The sequence below is a fragment of the Bacillus sp. AFS077874 genome (genome assembly GCF_002566505.1).
Lineage (GTDB): Bacteria > Bacillota > Bacilli > Bacillales > Bacillaceae_G > Gottfriedia.
The window spans coordinates 200160-225951 of sequence record NZ_NUYF01000010.1; the positions used below are offsets into that span (position 1 = coordinate 200160).

General features: G+C 33.0%; 23 protein-coding genes and 1 pseudogene. 3 read left to right on the top strand and 21 right to left on the bottom strand.

Going from position 1 to position 25792, the window contains the following annotated elements:
• Nucleotides 1-10 precede the first annotated feature (10 nt).
• The 4 genes from buk to COJ46_RS12285 form a co-directional block, all read right to left on the bottom strand.
• Nucleotides 11-1111: a butyrate kinase gene (gene buk / locus COJ46_RS12270; protein ID WP_176522468.1), complete on the bottom strand. Its 1101-nt coding sequence runs from the start codon at nt 1109-1111 to the stop codon at nt 11-13.
• Nucleotides 1112-1228: 117 nt separating this feature from the next.
• A complete protein-coding gene (gene bcd, locus COJ46_RS12275) occupies nt 1229-2323 on the bottom strand; it encodes a branched-chain amino acid dehydrogenase (protein WP_097974510.1) in 1095 nt (364 codons plus the stop codon).
• A gap of 30 nt (nt 2324-2353) precedes the next feature.
• Nucleotides 2354-3259, bottom strand: coding sequence for a phosphate butyryltransferase (gene yqiS, locus COJ46_RS12280; RefSeq protein WP_097974508.1), 906 nt, complete (start codon nt 3257-3259; stop codon nt 2354-2356).
• Between the two features lie 209 nt (nt 3260-3468).
• Nucleotides 3469-5541 carry a sigma 54-interacting transcriptional regulator gene (locus tag COJ46_RS12285; RefSeq protein WP_097974506.1) on the bottom strand — a complete coding sequence of 691 codons (2073 nt, stop codon included), beginning with the start codon at nt 5539-5541 and terminating at the stop codon, nt 3469-3471.
• Between the two features lie 180 nt (nt 5542-5721).
• Between COJ46_RS12285 and COJ46_RS12290 the strand changes: the two genes are divergently transcribed.
• A complete protein-coding gene (locus tag COJ46_RS12290; RefSeq protein WP_069034062.1) occupies nt 5722-5970 on the top strand; it encodes a DUF2627 domain-containing protein in 249 nt (82 codons plus the stop codon).
• Between the two features lie 84 nt (nt 5971-6054).
• On the opposite strand, the gene COJ46_RS12295 is transcribed toward COJ46_RS12290, so the two are convergent.
• Nucleotides 6055-6789 carry a glycerophosphodiester phosphodiesterase gene (locus tag COJ46_RS12295; RefSeq protein WP_286145506.1) on the bottom strand — a complete coding sequence of 245 codons (735 nt, stop codon included), beginning with the start codon at nt 6787-6789 and terminating at the stop codon, nt 6055-6057.
• Nucleotides 6790-6873: 84 nt separating this feature from the next.
• Here COJ46_RS12295 and COJ46_RS12300 point away from each other — a divergent pair, with 84 nt between their 5' ends.
• Entirely contained in the window at nt 6874-7041 is a 168-nt protein-coding gene (locus tag COJ46_RS12300) for a YycC family protein (protein WP_097974503.1), read from the top strand.
• 214 nt (nt 7042-7255) lie between these two features.
• Entirely contained in the window at nt 7256-8056 is an 801-nt protein-coding gene (gene bacA, locus COJ46_RS12305) for an undecaprenyl-diphosphate phosphatase (RefSeq protein WP_097974501.1), read from the top strand.
• Nucleotides 8057-9164: 1108 nt separating this feature from the next.
• Here bacA and spo0A read toward each other — a convergent pair.
• The 16 genes and pseudogenes from spo0A to COJ46_RS12390 form a co-directional block, all read right to left on the bottom strand.
• Nucleotides 9165-9953 (bottom strand): sporulation transcription factor Spo0A, encoded by a 789-nt coding sequence (gene spo0A / locus COJ46_RS12315; RefSeq protein WP_069034065.1) that lies wholly within the window; start codon nt 9951-9953, stop codon nt 9165-9167.
• 639 nt (nt 9954-10592) lie between these two features.
• Nucleotides 10593-11702 (bottom strand): annotated as a pseudogene (spoIVB, locus tag COJ46_RS12320) (SpoIVB peptidase); the annotation flags it as partial.
• A gap of 308 nt (nt 11703-12010) precedes the next feature.
• A complete protein-coding gene (gene recN, locus COJ46_RS12325) occupies nt 12011-13741 on the bottom strand; it encodes a DNA repair protein RecN (protein WP_098565975.1) in 1731 nt (576 codons plus the stop codon).
• A gap of 32 nt (nt 13742-13773) precedes the next feature.
• Nucleotides 13774-14226 (bottom strand): transcriptional regulator AhrC/ArgR, encoded by a 453-nt coding sequence (ahrC, locus tag COJ46_RS12330; protein WP_069034068.1) that lies wholly within the window; start codon nt 14224-14226, stop codon nt 13774-13776.
• Between the two features lie 174 nt (nt 14227-14400).
• The gene (locus tag COJ46_RS12335; RefSeq protein WP_097978572.1) at nt 14401-15228 is read right to left on the bottom strand and encodes a TlyA family RNA methyltransferase; all 828 of its coding nucleotides are present in this window, start codon (nt 15226-15228) and stop codon (nt 14401-14403) included.
• A 15-nt stretch (nt 15229-15243) separates the two neighbouring features.
• Nucleotides 15244-17124 carry a 1-deoxy-D-xylulose-5-phosphate synthase gene (gene dxs / locus COJ46_RS12340; protein WP_097978571.1) on the bottom strand — a complete coding sequence of 627 codons (1881 nt, stop codon included), beginning with the start codon at nt 17122-17124 and terminating at the stop codon, nt 15244-15246.
• Nucleotides 17125-17485: 361 nt separating this feature from the next.
• On the bottom strand, nt 17486-18373 hold the full coding sequence (locus COJ46_RS12345; protein ID WP_097978570.1) for a polyprenyl synthetase family protein: 888 nt from the start codon (nt 18371-18373) through the stop codon (nt 17486-17488).
• A 1-nt stretch (nt 18374) separates the two neighbouring features.
• Entirely contained in the window at nt 18375-18602 is a 228-nt protein-coding gene (locus COJ46_RS12350; protein ID WP_387327302.1) for an exodeoxyribonuclease VII small subunit, read from the bottom strand.
• A gap of 5 nt (nt 18603-18607) precedes the next feature.
• Nucleotides 18608-19954 (bottom strand): exodeoxyribonuclease VII large subunit, encoded by a 1347-nt coding sequence (gene xseA, locus COJ46_RS12355; RefSeq protein ID WP_098565976.1) that lies wholly within the window; start codon nt 19952-19954, stop codon nt 18608-18610.
• Nucleotides 19955-19990: 36 nt separating this feature from the next.
• Nucleotides 19991-20866: a bifunctional methylenetetrahydrofolate dehydrogenase/methenyltetrahydrofolate cyclohydrolase FolD gene (gene folD, locus COJ46_RS12360; protein WP_097978568.1), complete on the bottom strand. Its 876-nt coding sequence runs from the start codon at nt 20864-20866 to the stop codon at nt 19991-19993.
• 37 nt (nt 20867-20903) lie between these two features.
• Nucleotides 20904-21284 carry a transcription antitermination factor NusB gene (nusB, locus tag COJ46_RS12365; RefSeq protein ID WP_098565985.1) on the bottom strand — a complete coding sequence of 127 codons (381 nt, stop codon included), beginning with the start codon at nt 21282-21284 and terminating at the stop codon, nt 20904-20906.
• Nucleotides 21285-21668: 384 nt separating this feature from the next.
• Nucleotides 21669-22235, bottom strand: coding sequence for a GNAT family N-acetyltransferase (locus tag COJ46_RS12370; RefSeq protein ID WP_097978567.1), 567 nt, complete (start codon nt 22233-22235; stop codon nt 21669-21671).
• 181 nt (nt 22236-22416) lie between these two features.
• On the bottom strand, nt 22417-22815 hold the full coding sequence (locus COJ46_RS12375) for an Asp23/Gls24 family envelope stress response protein (protein WP_056475162.1): 399 nt from the start codon (nt 22813-22815) through the stop codon (nt 22417-22419).
• 15 nt (nt 22816-22830) lie between these two features.
• On the bottom strand, nt 22831-24180 hold the full coding sequence (accC, locus tag COJ46_RS12380; protein WP_097978566.1) for an acetyl-CoA carboxylase biotin carboxylase subunit: 1350 nt from the start codon (nt 24178-24180) through the stop codon (nt 22831-22833).
• A 42-nt stretch (nt 24181-24222) separates the two neighbouring features.
• On the bottom strand, nt 24223-24708 hold the full coding sequence (gene accB / locus COJ46_RS12385; protein WP_097978565.1) for an acetyl-CoA carboxylase biotin carboxyl carrier protein: 486 nt from the start codon (nt 24706-24708) through the stop codon (nt 24223-24225).
• A gap of 471 nt (nt 24709-25179) precedes the next feature.
• A complete protein-coding gene (locus tag COJ46_RS12390) occupies nt 25180-25776 on the bottom strand; it encodes a SpoIIIAH-like family protein (RefSeq protein ID WP_097978564.1) in 597 nt (198 codons plus the stop codon).
• Nucleotides 25777-25792 lie beyond the last annotated feature (16 nt).

Sequence of the window (25792 nt, forward strand, 5' to 3'; positions counted from 1 at the left end):
CTCCTCACATTTATACTAAAGATTTAACTGCAAATTCTCCAGGATAGATTTTTGCTTCTTCTTCTTCTCGAAGTACGCGAAGTGCACCTTCACAAAGAGCTTGAAGTTCATTTTCACCTGGTAAAACAATTACACGTGCCATCCATTTAACTCTTTTTGTTATTTCATTAACGATAAAATCACTATAAGCAATTCCACCTGTTAATATAATTGCATCAATATTGCCTTCAAGTACAGCTGCCGCACTTCCAATTTCTTTTGCGACTTGGTAAGCCATTGCTTCATATACTAATGCAGCTTTTTCGTCACCATCTTCAATCATGTTTTCGACTTTAATTGCATCTGCTGTTCCAAGATAGCTAACTAATCCACCTTGACCAACCATCATTTTTTGAACTTCGTTAATATAGTAGTCACCAGAGTAACAAAGTTTGATTAAATCACCAATTGGTACAGTTCCAGCACGCTCTGGACTGAAAGGTCCTTCACCATCTAAACCGTTATTAACGTCAATTACGCGTCCTTTCTTATGAGCACCAACACTCACACCTCCACCCATATGGGCGATGATAAGGTTTAAATCGTTATATGACTGTTCTAACTGTTTTGATACTTTTCGTGCTACAGCTTTTTGGTTTAAAGCATGGAAAACACTTCTTCTTTCCATAAGTGATTGTCCACTGATTCTTGCAACTGGATCTAATTCATCAACAACTACTGGATCAACGATAAATGCTGGGATGTTTAATCCTTGTGCAATCTCATTAGCAATGATTCCACCAAGATTTGAAGCATGCTGGCCACTATAACCAATTTTCAAATCTTCTAACATGATTTCATTTACTGCATAAGTTCCACCTTCGATTGGTCTAAGTAGTCCACCTCGACCACAAACTGCACTTAATTTAGAAATGTTAATGCCTTCTTTGTGTAATACCTCTAAAATAACATTTTTTCTAAATTCATATTGATCAATTATTGTTTTGTATTTATTTAATTCTTCATCGTCATGGCGTATTGTTTGTTCAAAAATTGGTTTTTCATCATCAAATACACCAACCTTTGTGGATGTGCTGCCAGGATTAATTACTAAAATACGATGCATTGTCAACACTCTCCCTTCTAAGTTTACCTTACCTTTATAACTAGAAAGAAAGAGGTACTATTACTTCACTCTTTCTTTCCATCTAAAAAATAAAGGAATGTTAATTAAATTTTATTCGGTCAATTATCTTCTGCTTAAGATGTTGTGACCATTTGATAAGAATTGGCTACGAGATTTTGCCATTGTAGCAATACGCTCTTCAGCTAAACGGTCTGCAGCTAAATAAGTTGGAATACCGTCACGTTTTGAAATTTCAATAACTTTTGCAATGTTATCGTATAAGCCTTCAACTTTTTTCATTGCACGGTCGTAGTTATATCCGTATAACTCATCAGCAACGTTGATTACTCCACCAGAGTTGATTACATAGTCAGGAGCATAAACGATACCTAATTCATGGATTAAATCACCATGACGAGTTTCTTTTAATTGGTTATTTGCAGAACCTGCAATAACTTTCGCTTTTAATTGTGGGATAGTTTTATCATTAATTGTTGCACCTAAAGCACATGGTGCATAAATATCACATTCTACTCCATAAATATCATCTGGATCTACTGCTGTAGCGCCAAATGCTTCTACTGCACGTTGTACAGCTTCTTTATTAATATCAGTTACGATTAATTGAGCGCCTTCTTCATGTAAGTACTCGCAAAGGCTGTAAGCAACATTACCAACACCTTGGATTGCAACTTTTTTACCTTCTAAGCTGTCAGTACCAAACGCTTCTTTTGCAGCAGCTTTCATACCACGGTAAACACCAAATGCAGTAACTGGAGATGGATTACCTGAAGAACCGAATGATGGTGAAATACCAGTTACATAATCAGTTTCTTCGTGGATTAAATCCATATCAGCAACAGTAGTACCTACGTCCTCAGCAGTAATATATCGACCATTTAAGCCTTGGATATAACGACCAAATGCACGGAACATTGCTTCGTTTTTATCTTTACGTGGATCACCGATGATTACAGTTTTTCCTCCACCTAAGTTTAAGCCAGCAGCAGCATTTTTATAAGTCATACCTTTTGCTAAACGTAGAGCATCTTCAATTGCAGCTTCTTCTGATTCGTAAGTCCACATTCTTGTTCCACCTAAAGCTGGACCTAATGTAGTATCGTGGATCGCAATAATTGCTTTTAATCCTGATTCTTTATCTTGGCAGAAAACAACTTGCTCATAGTCATAAGTTTCTAAGTATTTGAAGATTTCCATGTAATAACAGCTCCCTTAAAATGTGTAAGTTTAGTTTTTAGAATTACATATAGCTAATGCTAATGAATATAATTTTGTCATTGCAGAGTCAGAACGCGATGTTAAAACAATCGGTGCCTTTGCTCCAGCAATAAGTGCAGCCACTTCTGAGTTAGCCATAAAGACTAAAGATTTATATAAAATATTTCCAGTTTCTATTGTCGGTACTAATAAAATATCAGCTTGCCCAGCAACTTCTCCAGTTAAGCCTTTATGTTTAGCTGCTTCAACAGAAATGGCATTATCAAGCGCTAATGGTCCATCAACAATACAATTTTTAATTTGTCCTCTTGTATTCATGACAGTTAATGATGCTGCATCTAGTGTTGCTTGCATTGCAGGATTTACTACTTCAACAGCTGCTAGTACAGCAACTTTAGGGGTTTCTATTCCTACTTTCCTTGCAATTTCAACACTGTTTTCAATAATTTTCACCTTTTGATCTAACGTAGGTGCTATGTTCATCGCAGCATCTGTTACGATTACTGCATTTTCTCTACCTGGTACATCGAATATTGCAACATGTGATAAAACACTTTTATCTCTTAAACCATATTCTTTGTTCAATACTTCCTTTAGAAGAACTGAAGATGAAAGATTACCTTTCATTACAATTGAAGCTTCACCAGAGCGAACAGCTACAACTGCACTTTTAGCAGCCTCTTTGTTTGAATGAGTATGAACAATTTTTAGTCTTTCTGCAAATTGTTCGTTTTTTAATAAATCTTCATACATTTCATAGATCGCTTGCTCGTTTCCGAAAAGTAAAAAGTTTGCTAAATCATTATCTAACGCAATTGAAACTGCTTCTTTTACTTCGAAGTCCTCAGCTACAGCTACAGCAACAGTTTGCCTAGAATGATTTTTCGCACGTAACATTATATCTGTTAAATTCATTGAAAGCCCTTCCTTTCATCCCCCTGCACTATATAAAGCAATTTGCGTGCCAACTTTCCAAAAAGGATAAAACTATTTTAAAAATAGTTGAAAAGCCTTACATAACCAACATTCTAGTACCAGGTACTAGTAACACCAATAAATCTATTCTACAACAATATTTTGAAAAATGACAGTAATTGTATGCAAAAATGTTCATAGCACGCAAATTATTGCGTGCTATTTTTTGCAGTGTGGTATTTTTCCAATTTATAATACAAATTCCTTACTGATATTCCAAGCTCTTTTGCTGACCTTGTTTTATTGCCATTATTTTTCATTAATATCTTTTCAATAATTTCACCTTCATAATTTATAACCATTTCATCAAGGGAGCTTATTTCTTCAGTATGAACTTCGTTATGATGAACAGTTTGTTCTTGCTTAACTTGTACAATCGCTGATAAATGTTCCGGTAAGATTTGCTTTTCATTAAATTTCATAAATATAACTGCTCTACCTAGCACATTTTCCAATTCCCTAACATTACCAGGCCAATTGTAACTTTTTAATTTATTTAATGCTGATAAAGAGATCCCCTCAACATTTCGACCGTAGTCCTGATTAATTTTTGCTAATAACCTTTCGCCAATTGGTAAAATATCTTCAATTCGATCCTTTAGCGCAGGAATAATAATAGGAAGTTTATTTAACCGATAATAAAGATCTTCTCGAAACTTTCCTTCAATGATTGCTTCCTCGAGATGAACATTCGTCGCAGCAATCACTCGCACATTTATAGGAATAGACTTTGTCCCACCAACACGTCTTATTTCTTTCTCTTGTAGGACCCTTAATAGTTTGGCTTGCATCGCAGGTGATAATTCTCCAATTTCATCTAAGAAAATACTACCATTATTAGCTTCTTCAAAAAGTCCTCTTTTCCCACCACGTTTCGCGCCAGAAAAAGCACCTTCTTCATAACCAAATAATTCACTTTCTAATAAAGTTTCAGAAATCGCAGCACAATTCACACGAACGAATTTATTATATTTGCGATCGCTTTCATTATGAATCGCGTGAGCAAACAATTCTTTTCCTGTTCCAGATTCCCCACGTAGTAAAACCGTAGCAGGAGTGCTCGCAGCTAATTTAGCCTGCATGATCGCTAAACTGATTCCTTCAGATTCACCAGCTATATCCTCGAATGAATATTTTGCCTCTAATGTTCTAATAATTTGACGTGCTCTATGTAATTCATTCGTTAACTGTGAAATTTCTGAAACATCATGAATTACTCCAACACTGCCTTTTAATTCTCCGTCTACAATTACTGGAGCTACATTAACTAGTACATCACGATTTTGCTTTCCGACTTTCATGCGTACTCCACGAACTGCTTGTTTTGTTTTCAACACTTTTAAATGAACACTTTCACCTTCAGCAATATCAATCGTTGCATGTTTACCTAGTACTTGTTCACTTGATAGTCCAGTCAGTCTTGTGTATGCCGGATTAATAATAATTCCATTTCCTTTTTCATCTACAACTGAAATTGCTTCATCCGAACTTTGAATGACTGCTTCAAGCATGCTATAAACTTCTTTTAAATTTGTAACCTCTTCTGCTAAATCGATTACTTCAGTATCATCTTTAAAAACAGAAATTGCACCTTCAAGTTCACCATCTTCTCGAAAGATTGGAATTCGAGTCGTAAAAATCTTACTTCCATTAATTAAAATATGCTCTTGATTAATTTCCTTCTTTTTCGTTTGAAGAACCCGAGGTAATTTACTAGTTGGGACAACATCCAATATATACCTACCAATCGCAGCATCTTTATCAGTATGTAACATTCTTTCTGCAGAGCGATTAAATAAAAGAATTTTTCCCCATTTATCAACAACAATCATCCCATCATGAGTGTTGTCCAAAATTAGTTCTTGTTGTCTTTTTTTATTATTGATTAAATTAAAAAGTGATTCTTTTTCTTGAACAAGATCAGATATCATTTTTGCAACAGAACCTGGAATCACTAAAGTATTCTTAGCTTTAAACTCGATTATTTCCTGGTATATGGTTTCATCTCCAGTAGTATTAATGACAACATCAATCTCTTCGTTTAAATTAGACTTCCAATCCTTTAGTATTGGAATATGTAAGCTTTTAGCAAATTCTAAACCTTTAGCCTCTTTTATCATATCTACTACTGCAACAACATGAAATAAATCAGAATGTGATAGAAGTTTTAAAACAGCTGTACCTCCAGTTCCCATTCCAACGATCATTACGTTTTGTTTCATCTTAGTTCACCTACTAATTTCAACAAATTATTAAACACATTAGACTATTATATATATAAAGTCATTCTTTCGTCTATTTCAAATGTTTTATAAGTCTTGACAACACTATCCTTGTATAAGATTATGAAGAAAGAGAATTTCGTAAATTTATTGTTACTTTTATCGGAGGAATTAATAAACATGAAAGAATCATTTACACGTATGTTAGCATTCGTTGTGATTGTTGTACCAATAGCTTTAGCAGTTATCGGAATTAAATTACTTCGTGATACGGTATTTCTAATCCATTCTTTTGGCATTCCAAATCTTCCATTGCAATTATTAATCGGACTTGTTTCATTAGGAGTCGGTTTTTATTTAGTCGGAAGCTTTGTCTTATTTAGAGATCGTAAACGAAACAAAGTTCAAGGCAGATTTTTAAAAAGATAAGTTTTGTGAGAGTTTAACTTAGGGTCTCATTAAAACCAAAAGATAAATAACAAAACAAAAAAAGTGCTGATGAGAGCACTTTTTTTATTTACTAAGAAGTTGACTTCTGACTTGGAAAGCTAGCTCTGGATAGTCAGTAATAATCGCCGTACATTTAACTTCAAATAATCGTTTCATAACAGCTGGTTCATTGATTGTATACGGTCTTACGGCTATGTGATGTTCCATCGTTTCTTCTATTTGTTCATCAGTAATTATACGATAATTAGGATGAATTGCATTTGCTTTATAATCTTCAGCAATCTTCCAAGGTTCTTTACTTCTTCTATTAAACAGAACTGCTGTTTCAATATCCGGTGCCATCAAGTGGAATTTAAGCATACTTTTATGGTTAAAGGAAGATAAAACGATTCTTTTTTCATACTCATATGAACGGATTAAATTTATTACTCGTTCCTCAAGTCCATGGTATTCGATTTTATCATTTTTCAATTCAACATTGATACTAAAGTTATTTCCTTTTGCCCAATCAAATACTTCTTTTAAAGTAGGGATCGTGCATCCTTTAAATTGACGTTTAAATCGATAGCTTGCGTCAAATTGCTTTAATTCAGCTAAAGAATAATCTTTAACGAAACCTTTACCGTTAGTTGTACGATTTATTGTTTCATCATGAATTACAACGATTTCACCATCTTTTGATAAGTGTACATCTAACTCTATTCCGTCTGCCCCTAAATCTTCACATGCCATAAAAGAAACCATTGTATTTTCTGGGTAGGTTCCTGCAGCACCTCTATGACCAATAATATCAACCACTCAAATTCCCCCCTTGTTGAGAAAATATGTACTTTCTTCTTTTTCTTATTGTATACTAATTTTACGAAACTAAGGAGGATTATTATGCGACCATTGCAAATTTCGCCTGAAACGGCAATTTTACTTTCTAAGAAGTTAAACGTTCCTTTAGAACAAATTATGCATATGCCACAGCATATATTAATGAAAAAGTTGATGGAATTAGATTTGTCTAAAAGCGAAGAAGCTTCTGAGAATAATGAATCTAAATAGTAAATGTAAGCAGAAGTAGTTTTTCTACTTCTTTTTTTGCACCTTTTTTATTAAATTTAATCCTAAATTACATTTTTATGTAAAATTGTACAAATAATTAACAATTATGAGCTAATTTTAATTTAAACTTCCTTTCATATTAATTAGTTTTCAAGTAAAATGTAATGTATTGTGTATATTTTATAACGAAAAGTATTTATGGAGGTATTTTTAAATGTTACCTGATTGGTTAATTGGTTTGATCATGGGGATGGTAGAAGGATTAACAGAATTTTTACCGGTTTCTTCTACTGGTCATATGATTTTAGTTGCTGATTTATTAAATTTCACAGGAGAGAAAGCTTCATTTTTTGAAGTAATTGTTCAACTCGGTTCAATTCTAGCAGTAGTTGTTGTTTTTTGGAAACGACTATGGTCAGTACTAGGGGTTAAATCAGATGGTTATAGACAAACGAACCTCAACTTAATTCATATTATTATCGGTGCTATTCCAGCCGGGATTGTAGGGCTTATATTCCATGATTTCATTAAAGATGTTTTATTCTCACCTAAAACTGTTGTAATCGGATTAGTAGCAGGCGGTATTTTATTAATTGTTGCTGAAAAAGTTTCTAAACATCCTAAATCATCTGATTTAGATCACATCTCATATAAACAAGCTTTTATTATTGGTTGCTTCCAAATGCTAGCTTTATGGCCAGGATTTTCACGATCAGGCTCTACAATAGCTGGGGGATTATTATTTGGATTAGATCGAAAAACTTCTGCAGAATTTACTTTTATTTTAGCAGTACCAATGATGATTGCAGCAAGTGGATTAGATTTTGTTAAAAATATCGATATTTTAAGTGCTTCAGATCTACCATTATTCGCAACTGGATTCATCACTGCATTCGTAGTTGCATTACTTGCGATCGTTTCCTTCCTAAAATTATTAGAGAAAGTAAAACTAACAGGTTTTGCAGTTTATCGTTTTATTGTAGCGATTGTTTTTACGATTGTATTCATATTTTAATTAAAACTACAAAGTGATAGGACAACCATATTGGTATGTCCTATCTTTTTTATTTGTATCTTCAATTCATCAGATTATTTTACGAATGGAAAAAGGCTATTCGTACAACGTATACGAATAGCCTTTGTAATATATATGTTAGTTATTTAAATTTAAAAATTGTTGTCTATTGGCGAAAGCCCTACCTCTCTTTCGCAATTCGGCTCCAGGGCCGTTCCATTAGGCAGCTTGTTTCACAACAATCTTCACTAACAGACACTACTACTCATTTTTAAATAAGGTTGAAATAGCTGACGCGTCATGGAATACGTCCAATTTTCTCCCAAATTTCGTAGTAATAATATCGTGTATCTAAACCTTTCAGTGGCGCAGTGAATATTATAGCATACTAAAAATTATTAGGCAAACTAATTTTTATAAAATATAAATTTAATGGATACTATTTTTCACTGTCGTTAAGAAAATTCATATAAAATATTGTTCCTTCATTGATGTAGTAATGTGAACATTTATTTAATGATGAAATTATCATTTTTTGGATGATCTATCAAGGTTTTAAATGTTAATATGTTTGAGCAATTTCATGATTCCAATAACATTAGTAATGATTTTATTAGAAGTTAAAGAACTATTTTTAGAAAACAATTTCGATTGTTTAGTTTAATAAATGTTCAATATCAATTGACCTACAAGCTGATTAATATACAATAGTTAGGTGACTCTAAGTAAAAGCTATCTGATAAGGGTTTATCGCAGCCATTTTTTGATGAAAAAGTTGATTGGAACAAAAGGGATGCTCGACTCCTATGGGATTAGCGGGAAGGCTAAAGANNGCCCCATGGAAAGCGAGCATCCTGTAGTGGAAATCAACATCACTCTACTCCTTTTACGAAAAATTGGTAATTTAATTGACATGGTTGTTTTTCAAAAACAAATGAAAACGTTGTCTACAATAGACAACGTTTCCTTTTTACAAATAATATAATTGCTAATGCGAAAAAGTACCGAAGATCTCATAAGAAGTTATTCGCTAAGAGAAATGTCTGTGGAATCACTATTAGAAGTTAATCGGGATTTAATTTTCTGAATAATTAGTTATAAAAATAAATTAAGATGCTTTATGTTCTAAACGTAATTTATCAGCAACCATTGCAATAAATTCTGAATTTGTTGGTTTTGCCTTTGACATTGAAATAGTATAACCAAATAATGTAGAAATACTATCGATATTTCCACGGCTCCAAGCTACTTCAATCGCATGTCGAATTGCACGTTCAACTCGGCTAGCTGTTGTATTAAACTTTTTAGCGATATCTGGATATAAAACTTTTGTAATTGAACCTAGAAGCTCAATATCGTTATATACCATTGAAATCGCTTCACGTAAGTACATATATCCTTTAATATGAGCAGGTACCCCAATTTCATGGATGATACTTGTGATACTAGCATCTAAGTTACGTGGCTTGCTTTCGTAATTAGAAACTAAAGAAGGTGCATTACGTTTAGTTACCGCACTACCCTTTCCAACTACTTGACGGATATTGCTGATTAAATGCTCCATATCAAATGGTTTTAAGATAAAATATGATGCACCAAGGTCAACAGCTTTTTTAGTAACATCCTCTTGACCAAATGCTGTTAGCATAATAACGTTTGGAATTTTTTCAACTAAGCCAGCGCGTAAACGATCTAAAACCGCTAATCCATCTAAATGTGGCATAATAATATCTAGGACTAGTACATCTGGCTTTTTATCCTTCACTAGAGGTAAGCAGTCTTGTCCATTAAACGCAACCCCAACCACTTCCATATCTGTTTGTGCGTTAATGTAGTTTTCTAACATAATAACAAGTTCTTTATTATCATCAACTAATAATACTTTAATTTTCTCCACGCCCGTTCCTCCCTACATCCTCTATAGTGAATTTTCATTACTTATTACCGATAATTTCGACAATAAAAATTTATTTCCTGTTTTTATTATAAATTCTGAATATTTTTATTAATATAGATAGTTTTCTTCAATTTCTTCTAGCATTCGACTATTGCGTTAAAAACTACTATGTATTAAGTCGAATTCTACATATAATTCATTATATAAAAAATGAAATAGTATGTAAATTTATAATTTTTAATATAAATTTACAATTCTGTAACATTAAGCGTCATATCAACTTTCCTCCACATTAAAATTTTTTTAATCTTTCGATGTTGCTAATAATATACTACCATTTTTTTCCTTTTTTGACTTATTTTTAACAAAATACACTACAAAATATTTAATAATTGTATGATCAGTGTTGAAATCAATTCATAAAGGGAAAGGGTATTTTTGAGTATTTTCTGTGCTATCCATATAATGAGCTTTACTTCCAAAGGATACTTAACACTTATGAGAGATGCAATGTAGCCCTTTGAGCGCTATTAAAGAAGTGACGAGTAGGAAGATAACTCATTACAAAAATCGAGCATTCTGAAGTATAAATAAACATAAAAAATACACCTACATAATTTGATAGGTGTATTTTTTAAATCAAGAAGCCTTTTTATTTTGATAATCATAAATCGGGACTTTAGCCTCATCAAGCATCCACTCAATATGAACCCCATATCCACTAGTCGAATCATTTACAAAAACATGTGTAACTGCTCCGATTAATTTTCCATTTTGAATGATTGGTGAGCCGCTCATTCCTTGTACAATACCGCCAGTTTCTTTAAGTAAACGTTTATCAGTAACCTTTAAAATAATTCCTTTAGTGGAAGGGAATTTTTGTTGAATACTGCTTACTATTTCTATGTCAAATGCTTCTACTTTATTATCATGTATTACGGTTAGTATTTTAGCAGGACCTTTTTTCACTTCATTTGATAATGCAATTGGTAATGGTTGTGACATGATCCCATTGTCTATTTTATTGTTAACTTTACCGAATATGCCAAATGGACTATTTGAAGTGATATTACCAATCGTTCCACGATCTAAAGCAAAATGTGCTATTTTTTCTCCTGGTGAGCCATCTGCACCTTTTTCAATTGCAGTCACTGTTGAATAGACGATATGTCCATCTTCTACTTCAATGGCTTTTCTCGTATCGCTATCAGAGATAACATGTCCTAGTGCACCATATTTTAATGAATTAGGTTCAATGAATGTCATCGTGCCAATACCAGAAGCAGAATCTCTTATATATAATCCAATTCGATAGCTATTATGACCTTGGTCCCGAATAGGTTGTAACATTTTTGTGTAATACTTGCCCTCGCGTTTTACAGTGATTTTTATAGGTTTACCATACTTTCCTGCTTTTTGAATAAACGGTAATACATCTGACATTTTTTCGATTTGTTTACCATTCATTTTTATTATCATGTCTCCAACTTTAATTCCGGCAATTTCGCCTGGAGACTTTTGTCCCGAACTAGTATTTACTAAATGATGTCCAACGACTAAGACACCTACTGAGTTAAGTTTTACTCCTATTGACTGTCCCCCTGGTATTATTCTTAAACTGTTTAATACTTTAACATCTACCTTTTTACTTGGTAATTCATTCATACCAAGTGCTACATTAACAATTTCTTGTTGATCCTTATTTTTTATGGTAGATGAAAACACATTATTTTGATTTATATTAAACACGCCAATACCAACTATAAATAAAAGGAGAAGAATTTTTATTATTCGATGAACATTTATATTTTTCACAAGCGAATCACTCTCCTTAGCGCCAAATTTCATTTTTTTAATTCGTGGCTATGTAGTTAATGTTAGCTTTGCAAAAGCAAAATATGATTGTAAAAATATGATAGATTCTTTAACGTATAATGTTGTATTAGTATGTTTCATTTAGCATTTTCCAATTACTAATTTATCAATAATTCCCATAAAAAAAAGAGAATATTTAATGTATAGAAAAAAATTTCCATCATTAAACATTCTCTTTATGTTCATTGAGATTGGTATTTTGCAGAAGCTGCCTGATCGATCAATTCTTTAGCGTGTTGAATCGTTACATCTGTAATTTCAACTCCAGCGATCATCCTTGCAATTTCATTAATTTTTTGATCATTTCGTAATGGTGTAACAGAAGTTTTCGTTCGATTTCCATCAATTAATTTGGCGATAAATAAATGCGTATCTGCCATAGAAGCAACTTGTGGTAAATGAGTTATACACAGAACTTGAGAATCAATGGATACCTTGTGTATTTTTTCCGCTATTGCTTGCGCTACTCTTCCACTAACCCCTGTATCAACTTCATCAAATATAATTGACGTAATCCCCTGATGCTTCGTGAAAATGCTCTTTAAGGCTAGGAACATCCTTGACAGTTCTCCGCCAGATGCAACCTTTGCTAATGGCTTTAAAGGCTCACCTGGGTTTGTTGAAATATAAAACTCTACAAAATCAAAGCCATCTTTTTTAAACTTAATATGTTGTTCATCTATAATTGGATCTGATTCTTGTCCTTCTTCAACATCAAACATAATTTCAAAGGTTGTTTTTTCCATATAAAGCTCTTTTAATTCTTTATGTATATCAGCAGTTAATTTGATTGCTAATTCTTTTCTTTTATTTGAAAGAGTCTTACCAGCTTTAATTAGCTTGATTTTCACATTATCTAAGTCTTTTTGTAACTTCTCGATATGCATATCTTTATGCTGAATAGTATCCAACTCTTGTTCGATATCTTCTGCGTATTTTAAGATATCAGCAACACTGTGCCCATATTTCTTTTTTAACATAGAGATCTCACTTAAACGAGTTTCAATTTCGTTTAATCTATTTGGATCATATTCCATTTGTTCGATAGCATCACGTAATCGATACGATATATCCTCTAATAAGTAATAGCTACTACTGATTCCTTCATGCATTTCTTTAATGTCATTATCGATATTCGTTACTGACTCTAAAGAATACATACTCGACCTGACCGAATCTAATCCTGATCCATCCTGGGATAAACCTTGATATGCTTCAACTAAAGACTTATAAATACGTTCAAAATTAGAAATTTTGAGTCTTTCTTCCATCAGCTGATCGTCTTCATTTTCTTGCAAATTCGCATTTTGTATTTCAGTTAGCTGGAATTGAATTAAATCCAACCTATGAGCCATTTGTTGTTCATTTTCAGTTAATTGCTTTAACTGTTTTTTTAAGTCTGTATAGTTATTAAAAATATTTTGATATTCAGTATACAAAGGAGCAATTGCTTTTTCATCATATTGTTGTAACATCGGTAAATGATGTTCTTGGTCCATTAAATCTTGGCTCTCATGTTGCCCATGAATATCAACAAGTAAACCACCAATTTCCTTAAGTATAGAAGTTGTCACTAATTTCCCATTGATGCGGCATACACTTTTACCAGATGAAGTAATATCTCTTTTTAAAATAATCATTTCATCTTCAATGTCAAAGCCTAATTCTCTGCATCTTGAATAAATTAGATGATTCTCATTTTCGATATGAAATAAGCCTTCAATTTCTGCTTTTTCAGTATCATATCTTACGAATTCTGCAGATCCACGACCACCAAGTAACAGACCGATAGCGTCAATTATAATCGACTTCCCCGCTCCTGTTTCACCACTTAGTACAGTTAAACCCTTTTCAAATGAAATGGAAACTTCCTCAATGATTGCAAAATTTTTAATGATAATTTCAGATAACAATGAGTTTCTCTCCTCTTTTTAAAACCATTCTCCTATTGAAGCATGTCAATAAATTTTTCTTTTAAATCCTCAGCATCTACAGGTGTACGACAAATGATTAAGATCGTATCATCACCACAGATTGTACCCATAATTTCTGACCAATCTAAATGATCAATTAATGCACCAACTGCATTTGCATTACCAGGCAATGTTTTCATTACAATTAAATGACTTGAACTATCAATTTTAATAAATGAATCAATTAAAAGTCTTTTTAATTTTTGTAACGGATTAAATCGTTGATCTGCAGGTAAGCTATATTTATATCGACCATCAGATAACGGTACTTTTACTAAATGTAGTTCTTTTATATCACGTGAAATCGTTGCTTGGGTTACTTTAAACCCTAAGTCTCTTAGTGATTGTACTAATTCATCTTGTGTTTCTACTTCATTTTTTGCGATAATTTCTCGTATTTTTATATGACGCTGACCTTTATTCATAATACACCTCTTTGCAAATTCCGACAAATATCTTACTTAAAGAATATCTTATCTAATCTACTCGTTATTGTATATATTTTTTTAAACGTTTTCATAAAATGCATTTTTTAGCATAATTTTTTTACCTTAATTTGAAAAAAGGAGAAAAAGGAAACCTATTTGGTTTCCTTTTTATTATTTTACCTTCTTTAATTCAGTATGTGCTTCATTTACAATTTCCATTGGTAATCGATTTAACTCGCTATTTCCAATTTCCTTTGAACCTTCCCAATGAAGATGAATTAAAAATTCAATATTACCGTCTCCACCAGTTATTGGAGAAAAAGTTAAAGCTTTTATATCATATCCTTGGCGAAGCGCAAAATCGATCATCATTTCGATCACTTGTTCATGCACTTTTGGATCGCGTACAATCCCCTTTTTACCAACTTGCTCTCTACCGGCTTCAAATTGTGGTTTTATTAACGCGACAACATCACTTGAAGGTACTAATAATGTTTTTAAGACTGGTAAAATCAAACGTAACGAAATAAAGGATACGTCAATTGAAGCAAATTGAGGTAAACCTTCAATTAAATCTTCTGGTTTAACATAACGAAAATTTGTTCGTTCCATTACAACAACACGTTCATCTTGCCTTAATTTCCAGGCAAGTTGATTGTATCCAACATCAAGAGCATATGATTTTTTTGCCCCATTTTGAAGTGCACAATCCGTAAATCCACCTGTCGAAGAACCAATATCAATCATAATTTTATCTTTAACTGATAGATCGAATGTGTTTATAGCTTTTTCTAATTTGTATCCTCCACGGCTTACATAAGGCATAACTTCACCTTTAATTTGTAAAGGGAGTTCAATATCTATTTTTTCTCCAGGCTTATCTAATCTTTGTTCGTTTGTATAGACAAGTCCTGCCATAATTGCTCGTTTAGCTTTTTCACGTGTTTCGATTAAACCACGATCTACTAAAAGTACGTCTACTCGTTCCTTTTTTGCCATTTAAATGTCATCCTCTTATTTATTACAAACCATTTCACGGATTTTCTTAACCGATTCATCTTTTGTTAAATGAATTTCATCAAGTAACTTATCAACATCACCGTGTTCAACAAACAAATCCGGTATACCTATACGTTCTACGCGGACGTTTTGAAAATTATTTGAACTTGCAAATTCTAAAACAGCACTTCCAAAACCACCTTGTAATACTGCTTCTTCAATCGTTAAAATCGGTTTTCCGTCCTTAAAGATATCATTTAACATTGCAGTATCCATTGGTTTAATAAATCTTGCGTTTACTACTTTAACAGAAATATTTTCTTTCTCTAAATCATCCGCTGCATCCATTGCCATTTTAATTGTTGTTCCAAACGTTAAGATAACTGCATCAGAACCTTCTCTTAATACTTCCCATGATCCAATCGGAATTTCTTTTAATTGCTCATCCATTGGTACGCCGATACCATTCCCTCTAGGGAAACGTAGCGCAATTGGACCATCGTCGTATTGAATTGCAGTGTTTACCATATGTTGTCCTTCATTCTCATCTTTAGGCATCATTAAAACTAAATTTGGTATATGACGTAGGAAGGCAATATCAAACACACCTTGATGAGTTTCACCGTCTGCACCTACTAAACCTGCACGATCGATTCCAATGAATACATTTAAATTTTGTCTACAAATATCATGTAACACTTGGTCGTATGCTCTTTGAAGGAATGTTGAATAAATTGCTAAAAACGGCTTCATTCCTTGCGTTGCTAAACCAGCTGCTACTGTTGCCGCATGCTGCTCTGCAATACCGACATCAAAAATTCGGTCAGGTAATTGAGCTTGGAAATTTTCCAATTTTGAACCGACTGGCATTGCAGGAGTAATCGCTACGATTCGCTCATCTTTTAGTGCTAATTTTAATACAGTATCACTAACAAGTTTACTCCAAGCTGGAGGTGCTTTATCCGGCTTAATTAACTTCCCAGATTCTACTTTATAAGGACCTGTGCCATGCCAAGTTCCAATATCATCACTTTCTGCTGGCTTATATCCTTTTCCTTTTTTCGTTAGTACATGTACTATTACCGGGCCTTTAGTTTTCTTGGCATATTCAAGGGATTCAAATAAGTCTTCAAAATTATGACCATCAACTGGTCCAAAATAAGTGAAACCCATCTCCTCAAAAAACATTCCCTGTGTAACTAAGTATTTAAGGCTATCTTTTAATTTTTTTGATGTACTTGATAGTTTATCCCCGATTCCAGGAATTTTTTTGATCACACCTTCAAGTTCACCTTTAGCCCAACGGTATTTCCCAGTTGTTCTCAACCTTCCTAAAATGCTATGTAAAGCACCTACGTTCGGAGCTATAGACATTTCATTATCATTTAAAATAACGATGACATCTTTTTGTTCATGTCCAATATGATTCATTGCTTCAAGAGCCATCCCACCAGTTAATGCACCATCTCCGATAATCGGAATAATGTATTCACCAGTTTTTTTAATATCTCTAGCAATAGCCATCCCCATTGCCGCAGATAGTGAAGTCGAACTGTGTCCAGTTTCCCATACATCATGCTCACTTTCATTTCGCTTAGGAAAGCCACATAATCCTTTAAATTGTCTAAGTGTTGTAAATTCTTTTGCGCGACCAGTTAATATTTTATGAACATACGATTGATGTCCTACATCCCATAAAAATTTGTCTTTAGGCGAATTAAAGACTTTATGTAATGCAATCGTTAATTCAACAACTCCTAAATTTGGCGCAATATGACCACCTGTCTCAGAAAGCTGTTGAATAAGAAATTTACGAATTTCTTCACTTAATACTTCTAATTCACCGTTCGTTTTATTTTTTAAAAAGCTCGGATTTTCAATTGTCGTAAGATCCATCTTGGATCACTCACCTTCCTAGATGTTAAATCTATATAAATAATTCATTATTATGTAATTTTATCTATAAAATGATTTTACCATACTTGTAGTTAAACGCTAGTTTCTTAAATGACTAACTCTTAACACCATGTATCATAATACCATTTTTATTAAAATCTGTTTAATGTTTTTTATTTTTATAGAACAAAATTATGAATAATTTATTTGCAAAATGAAAAGAAAGCCGCTAGCACATATGTGTTAACGGCCTACATTTCTGTATATTTTATTAACATCATTAGCGATTATTAAGTAGTTACATTATACATAAATGAATAAATCTATTCAATGGACATGGAATTAATTACATAATCAAAGTTTAAAAACTGCGATTTTCAACAAAATCACAAATTGAGATTAAGTAGTCATCTTTAATCCCACATGCTCGAACATGTTGTTTAGCTTCAGTAATAAATGTATGAAGCCTTTCTTTAGCACCCTCGACTGAATACAGCTTAACATAAGTAGTTTTATCATTTTCTATATCACTACCAACTGGCTTACCAAGTACTTCTTCATCACCTATTACGTCTAAAATATCATCTTGTATTTGAAATGCGATACCGAGTTTATAAGCAAATTGCGTTAGGTGAGATAATTGTTCGGCTGTTGCTTTTGAAATAATTGCACCTGCAATAACTGGATACATTAGCATTTTCCCCGTTTTTCTTTCATGGATATATTGCAATTCTTCTCCACTAAGCTCTTTACTTTCACCTTCCATATCTGCTACCTGACCAGCAACCATACCTTCAGGACCTGCAGCAATCGCTAATTCACTAATTAATTGTAGCTTCACTTGATCAGACACATGAAAATCATTCATTTCCGTAATTAATTTAAATGCGTATGTCAATAAGCCATCACCTGCTAATACCGCAAGATCTTCGCCAAATACTTTATGATTAGTCGGTTTTCCTCTTCGAAAATCATCATCATCCATACATGGTAAATCATCATGAATTAATGAATAAGTATGAATCATTTCTAAAGCACATGCAGGTTTTATCCCTATTAATGGGTCATTACCAAATGCATCTAGCGTTGCGAAAAGTAAAAGAGGTCTAATTCTTTTCCCTCCACCTTGTAATGAATAGGACATAGATTCTTTTAATTTTTCTGGTGCTTTTAATCTTTCAACCGATTTAATCATTTCATCATTTACTAGTCTACTGGAATACTCCATAAAATCTTTGAAAGTGTTCATATTATTCCTCCTCAACAGTAAAAGGAGTTTGTTCACCCTGTTCATTTAATATAGAAGTCATTTGTTTTTCAACTTTAGTAAGCTTCTCTTGACAAATTTGAGATAGTTTTATACCTTCTTGAAAGTATTCGATCGCTTTTTCAAGTGGTACGTCACCTTGCTCTAATTTTTGTACGATCATTTCAATTTCTTTTATTGCTTCTTCAAAAGAACGCTCATTTTGTGACAATTGATTCACTCTCCTTTTACTTCAAGTACTTCACAATTTAATTTCCCATCGGTCATTTGTAATTGGAATCGGTCTCCGCTTTTTGCTTGTTTAACCGATTTCATTAATTCGTTATCATTTTTATATGCTAATGAATAACCTCTGGCCATAACTTTTAATGGGCTAAGTGCATCTAGTGTATGAACTACTCTTTCCATTTCAAATTTCTTTTGGGTAATTAGGCGATTAAATTCTTTTTGTAAAGCATTATGTAATTGCTGGTGCTTTTGCTTTTCAAGCTGAACTCTATTACTTGGATGATGAATAAGTAGAGACGAATTTAGTTCTTTATGTTTGTTTATTTTAGACTTAACAATTTCATTTATTGATGTATGTAAACGTTCATTAATGCGGTCAAATTGCTCTTGTTTTGGATGGAAAAGTGAATTTGGATATCGAAAAACATAAGCATCTTGAACAGCCTTTAATTGCGTTTTTTTTCGTTCAATAATAGTATCCATCGCTTTATTGAGTCTTGATTTTCGAACTGTAAATTGCTCAAGTATTTCTCTTTGGCTTAACGAAACTAATTCTGCTGCAGCAGTTGGTGTAGGCGCCCTTAGATCAGCGACATAATCAGCAATTGTCGTATCCGTCTCGTGACCCACAGCGGAAATGATTGGGATTTTTGATTCAAAGATCGCTCTCGCTACTATTTCTTCGTTAAATGCCCAGAGTTCCTCAATTGATCCTCCGCCTCGTCCGACTATTAACACATCTATTTCTTTCATTTTACCTGCTGTTTCAATTGATTTCACAATCGACGCTTTCGCCCCTTCACCTTGTACAAGGGTCGGAATTACAACTATTTTCCCAATCGGGTATCTTCGTTGAATCGTTGTAATGATATCGCGAACAGCAGCACCGGTTGGTGAAGTAACAACCCCGATTACACTAGGAAAAGAAGGAATCTTTTTCTTAAATTTCTGATCAAAGAGTCCTTCTTCTAATAGTTTTTTCTTCAATTGTTCATAAGCTACAAAGAGACCGCCAACCCCATCAGGTTGCATGTCTCTTATGTAGATTTGATAGCTACCAGATCCTGGGTATACATTTATTTCACCTTGTACAATAACCTGCATACCATCGGTTGGTTGAAATGCGATATTTGCATTATAGGATTGAAACATGACCGCTGCAATTCTAGCACCATCATCTTTTAACGTAAAATAATAATGACCGCTAGATGAATGACGTTTAAAATTTGAGATTTCTCCACGGAGAAGTATATTTTGCAAATTACGATCCGCTTGAAATTTTGCTTTTAAATATTTAGTTAATGCGGTAACAGTAACTGGTAGCTTTTCCGTCATGCATAGCCCTTCTTTCATTCTTACAAAGCAATAAGATTAAAGTTTAGTACTCAAATTTAATTTACTATCAATTTGAGAAGCTGCTTTTAACGTATTATGAAGTAGCATTGTAATTGTCATTGGACCTACTCCACCTGGTACAGGCGTAATATAACCAGCAACATTTTTTACATCTTCAAAATTTACGTCTCCGCATAATTTGCCATTTTCGTCTCTATTCATTCCGACGTCAATCACAATTGCTCCCTCTTTAACATAATCAGCTGTAATTAATTTCGCTACACCAATCGCAACAATTAAAATATCAGCCTGCTTTGTAATATTTTTTAGATTAGTTGTACGTGAATGTGTATAAGTAACCGTTGCATTTTCATTTAAGAATAGTTGTCCAACTGGTTTCCCTACAATATTACTACGTCCAATAACAACGACATGTTTTCCACTAATCGGAATATTTGTATTTTCTATTAATTTTAATATACCAAAAGGAGTACAAGGTAGTAATGAATCTTGATTCGTCATCATTCTTCCAATATTAATTGGATGAAATCCATCAACATCTTTTAATGGAGAAATTGTTTCAATTACTTTCTTTTCTGAGATATGAGCAGGTAATGGCAACTGAACTAAAATACCATGAATTGACTCATCATCGTTTAATTTGTTTACAACGGATAATAACTCATCTTCAGTAACTGTTTCAGGTAATTCAATTACTTCAGAGTACATTCCTAATTCATTACATGCTTTATGCTTCGAATTCACATATGTTCTTGAAGCAGAATTATTTCCAACTAAAACAACTGCTAAACCTGGTGTAACACCTTGATTTTTTAATTCTGAAACACCATTCTTTAATTCCTCACGAATTGATACTGAAACTTCTTTACCATTAATTAATGTTGCTACCATTTTAGTTTCCCCCTATGCATATAAACAATCTATCTATTTAGAATTTTGATAATACCGCATTGATAAATTTACTAGAATCATCATCACCGTAAACTTTAGCAATTTCAATCGCTTCATTGATTGCTACACTTTTTGGAACATCCTCTAAGTAAGTAATTTCTACTAGAGCGATTCTAAGGATATTGCGATCAACGTTACCTAAACGATCAATCGTCCAGCTTTCGATATTTGAAGCTAATTGTTCGTCAATCACTTCTTTATGACTAACAAAATTTGTTACAATTGACTCTAAAAAAGCATCTTGTTTTTCTTCAGCTTCTTCTAATACATGCTCTAATGCATCTGAAGCATTCGCTTCACTTAAATCCATTTGGAATAATGTTTGTAATGCAAGTTCCCTTGCTTTTCTACGTTTCATCAAAATAATAAACTCCTTTAAGCTAAATTCATCATTCGTTGCATAGGTAATAACGAATTCTAATTTTGTATAGTAACACGTTATTTTACCACTTTTTTTAATAAGTTCCAACGACTGTCTGTATTAACTCTAATTTTTATTATTATTAACGTTTCTAAGCAAACTCAATACTTTAAACTGTTTTCTACATTTTAACTTAAAATCCAATAAAATAACAGATTAATGTTTGTGTTTTTTTAAAAAAAATTCCTTTTTCTTACTTTAAAATAATATTTATACAAGAAAACACGAACATTCAAATAGATAGATTAAGAAAATGCGGGATTAAAGGGGGTACAAAAGATTTTCAGGAAATAAAAAAGACTTTCCAACTAATACCAAATTTTATGATCTTTCCTGTCCTTCCTGATTCCTAAGCCATTCATGTTCCAGTATGCTGTATAAATAAGTATCTCTCCAGCCGTCTCTTAATAATAGATCTTCTCGCATTTTACCTTCTAAATTTAATCCGCATTTTTCAAGTACTTTTGCTGATGCAATATTTCTAACATCACATGTCGCAAATATTCGATGAAGCTTAAAATTTTTAAATCCAAATGAAATGACTTCTTTAGTAACTTCACTAGCAAAACCCATGCCCCAATAGTTCGGATGAATTATATACCCTATTTCACCTATTTGATTAATTTCATCCCTAATATTAAACTCGATTGATCCGATTAATTCATCGGATTTCTTTTCTATTATTGTAAATGCAAATCTAGTCCTATTTATTTGCTTCATATCTTCTAGTATTTTATGAATGAATTCCTTAGTCTCACTCTCCGTATTTGGACCCCATGGCTGAAATTGACATACAACTAATTGTGATGCATATTTATGTACTTGCTGCCAATCATTTTCAACAAATTCCCGTAAGTTTGTTCGATTTGTGCTCAAATTTAAGATCATATTGTCACCTTTTTCTATTTCATTTATAAATAAATTTTAACACATTTCAAAATATTTAATCAGTTCATAAGAACCGGACAAAGGATACACCAAAATGAAAGAACTGCAAAGACTGTCCTTACTTCTTATCTAGCAAAACAAAAAAAGAGCCTCTATTAGATAGAGACTCTTTTTTATAAGATTAAAGTTCAATTGGAGCTTCCTGCTCAGGTTTCGTATCGAATTGAACTCCTACTACGTGAACATTTACTTCAGATAATTCAAGACCTGTCATCGTTAATAATGCTTGACGAATATTGTCTTGTACATTACCTGCTACAGTTGGGATTGACTTACCAAATTTAACTAGAATGTATACATCGATTGTAATTCGATCTTCTGATAAATCAACTCGGACACCTTTACCGTGATATTTCTTACCGATAATTTCAGAAATACCAGATGCTAGGTTTCCACGCATGCTTGAAACACCTTCAACTTCAGCAGCTGCAATACCAGCAATTACTTCGATTACTTCAGGTGCGATTTCTACTCGACCTAATGTCGCAGTACCCATTTCTAAAATTTGATTTTCGTTCATACAGATCCCTCCACTTTATCCTTTAACAAGCGCATGCTCCTCAAGGAATTTAGTATTATACTTCCCTTTTACGAAGATTTCATTTTGCAATAAATTTAAATGGAATGGAATTGTTGTGTAAATTCCTTCTACCACAAATTCTTCAAGTGCTCTTATCATTATAGCAATTGCTTCTTCTCTTGTCTTGCCATGCACGATAACTTTCGCAATCATTGAATCATAATATGGCGGAATTGTGTACCCGCTATATACAGCAGAATCAACACGAACATTCGGACCACCTGGTGGTAAATACGAATTGATTTTACCAGGAGACGGCATGAAGTTTTTATCTGGATTTTCTGCATTAATACGACATTCAATAGACCAACCTTTTAATGACACGTCTGATTGAGTCATTTTTAATGGATGACCTTTAGCAATTAATAATTGTTGCTTAATAAGATCAATACCAGAAATATATTCAGTTACAGGATGCTCAACTTGAATACGTGTGTTCATCTCCATAAAGAAGAAGTTTTTAGTATGTGGTTCATAAATAAACTCAACAGTACCTGCACCCCAGTAATTTACTGCTTCAGCTGCACGAACAGCTGCTTGACCCATTTTTTGACGAGTTTCTTCGTCTAAGACAGGAGATGGCGCTTCTTCTACTAATTTTTGAAGACGACGTTGAATTGTGCAATCACGTTCTCCAAGATGAATCGTATTACCATGTTCATCTGCTAAAACTTGAATTTCAACATGTCTAAAATCTGTAATGTATCTTTCAAGATATACACCCGGATTACCGAAAGCTGTTTGAGCTTCTTGTTGAGTAATTTGTATACCTTTTTCAAGTTCAGCTTCATCTTTTGCTACACGGATCCCTTTACCTCCGCCACCAGCTGTAGCTTTGATAATAACTGGATAACCGATTTCTGCAGCAATCTTTTTACCATCTTCAACACTTTGAATAATACCTTGTGAACCAGGTACTACTGGTACTCCTGCTTCTTTCATTGTTTCACGAGCAACGTCTTTTGTACCCATTTTAGAAATAGAATCAGCCGTTGGTCCAATGAATTTCACATTGCACTCTGTACATAATTCTGCAAAACTAGCATTTTCTGATAAGAAACCATAACCAGGATGGATTCCGTCACAACCAGTTAATTTTGCAATACTAATGATATTAGTCATATTTAAATAACTATCTTTTGATAATTTAGGACCGACACAATAAGCTTCATCAGCCATTTGAACATGTAATGCTTCTTTATCTCCTTCAGAGTAAATAGCAACTGTTTCAATGTTTAATTCTTTACATGCTCGAATAATACGAATGGCGATTTCTCCTCGATTCGCTATTAAAACCTTTTTCATTTCTTCACCTTCTCTAGTAAAGTACTGTTAATTTTGTAGATATTAGGCCTTTACCAAGAATAATGGTTGACCGTATTCTACTAATTGACCATTTTTAGCTAGAACTTCAACGATTTCGCCTTCAATTTCAGCTTCAATTTCATTAAATAACTTCATTGCTTCAACGATACAAACGATTGAATCGTTTTTAATACGATCACCTATAGATACGTATTCTTTTGCATCAGGAGATGGAGATGCGTAGAAAGTACCTACCATCGGTGATGTAATTTTATGTAAGTTACTTGTATCTTCTTTTTCCACTACAGGTGCAGCAACTTCTGCAGCAACTGGTCTTTCTAAAGTTGCAACTGGAGCAGATGTAACAACAGGAGCTACCTCTTGGTGTACAACTGGAGCAGATGTAACAACAGTTGTTTGTCCACCTTTTTTAATTTTAACGATAGCACCATTATCCTCAAATTCGAATTCATTTATTGTTGATTGATCGATTAACTTAATTAATTCTCTAATTTCATGAATTTTCATTCTGTTCACCCCTTAAGACATATAGTCTAATCTTATAACCTAATACTAAACTTTTCAACAAATTATTTTAACCAAAGTAATGCCTAATTATTTTTAGCTATTTTACAAGGAATATTTATATATTATTCCTTACCAAAAATAATTCAATATAAACTATTATAACAGGGAAAACCAAAGACAGAAAGTGCACAGGAATTAGGAATAATCCTAAAATTCACATTAATTATTTATATGATTATTAAAAAAAATGAAGAGCCAGTAGTTAATCACTCTGGCAACAGGCGATTTAAACAATGGGAAGCCTTTTATTTTGGCTATTACTTACATTATGTTCTTCTAAATAGGTACTTAGTTGATTTTTCGTTACAGTAAATAACCTCACGGGGGCTTCATTTATTGTGGAAAATTGGTCAAACCTTTTATACAAAATGATAGCCAGTAGAATGAATTCTACTGGCTTTGTTCAACAAATTATTTAACTTGGAATTTTACAACTACTAATTTTTCACCTAAGACACTTCTTGTCATTTGAATAATGTCATTCGCTGCTTTTCTACTTGGTTTTGCAGATGTTACATCTACTTTTACTTCATCTTTGTCAGAACGAACTAGTGCATCTTTATAGCCAGCTTCTTTAATCATAGATTCAACATCTGATTCTAATGCAGTTAATTTTTGAAGTTCGTTCATATTCGTGAATGCTTCACTCTTCTCTTGTGCTGATGCAGTTGCTGAGTCAACAGTAGCTTTATATTCATCAATTAATTGACTTCTTTGATCTTCTTGTTCCATACGTTGTTTTAAGAATACTTCACTAGTAGAATTTTCTTTGGAAGCTGTTTCTTTATCGTTTTGTTTAGAAGTATCTGAGTTTTGTTTAGATGTATCTGTTTTAGAATCCGTTTTCTTAGTATCTTTAGGAGTTGAGTCTAATGAATCTGTATTTGTGCTATTATTCATGTTCATAAAACTCGTTGTTTTTAAATTATCAGGTGTCGTAACATAATAAACTGATAATACAACTACTAAACTTAACATTGTTAATAACCAAATTGTTTGTTTTTTCATTTAACTTTTACCTTCT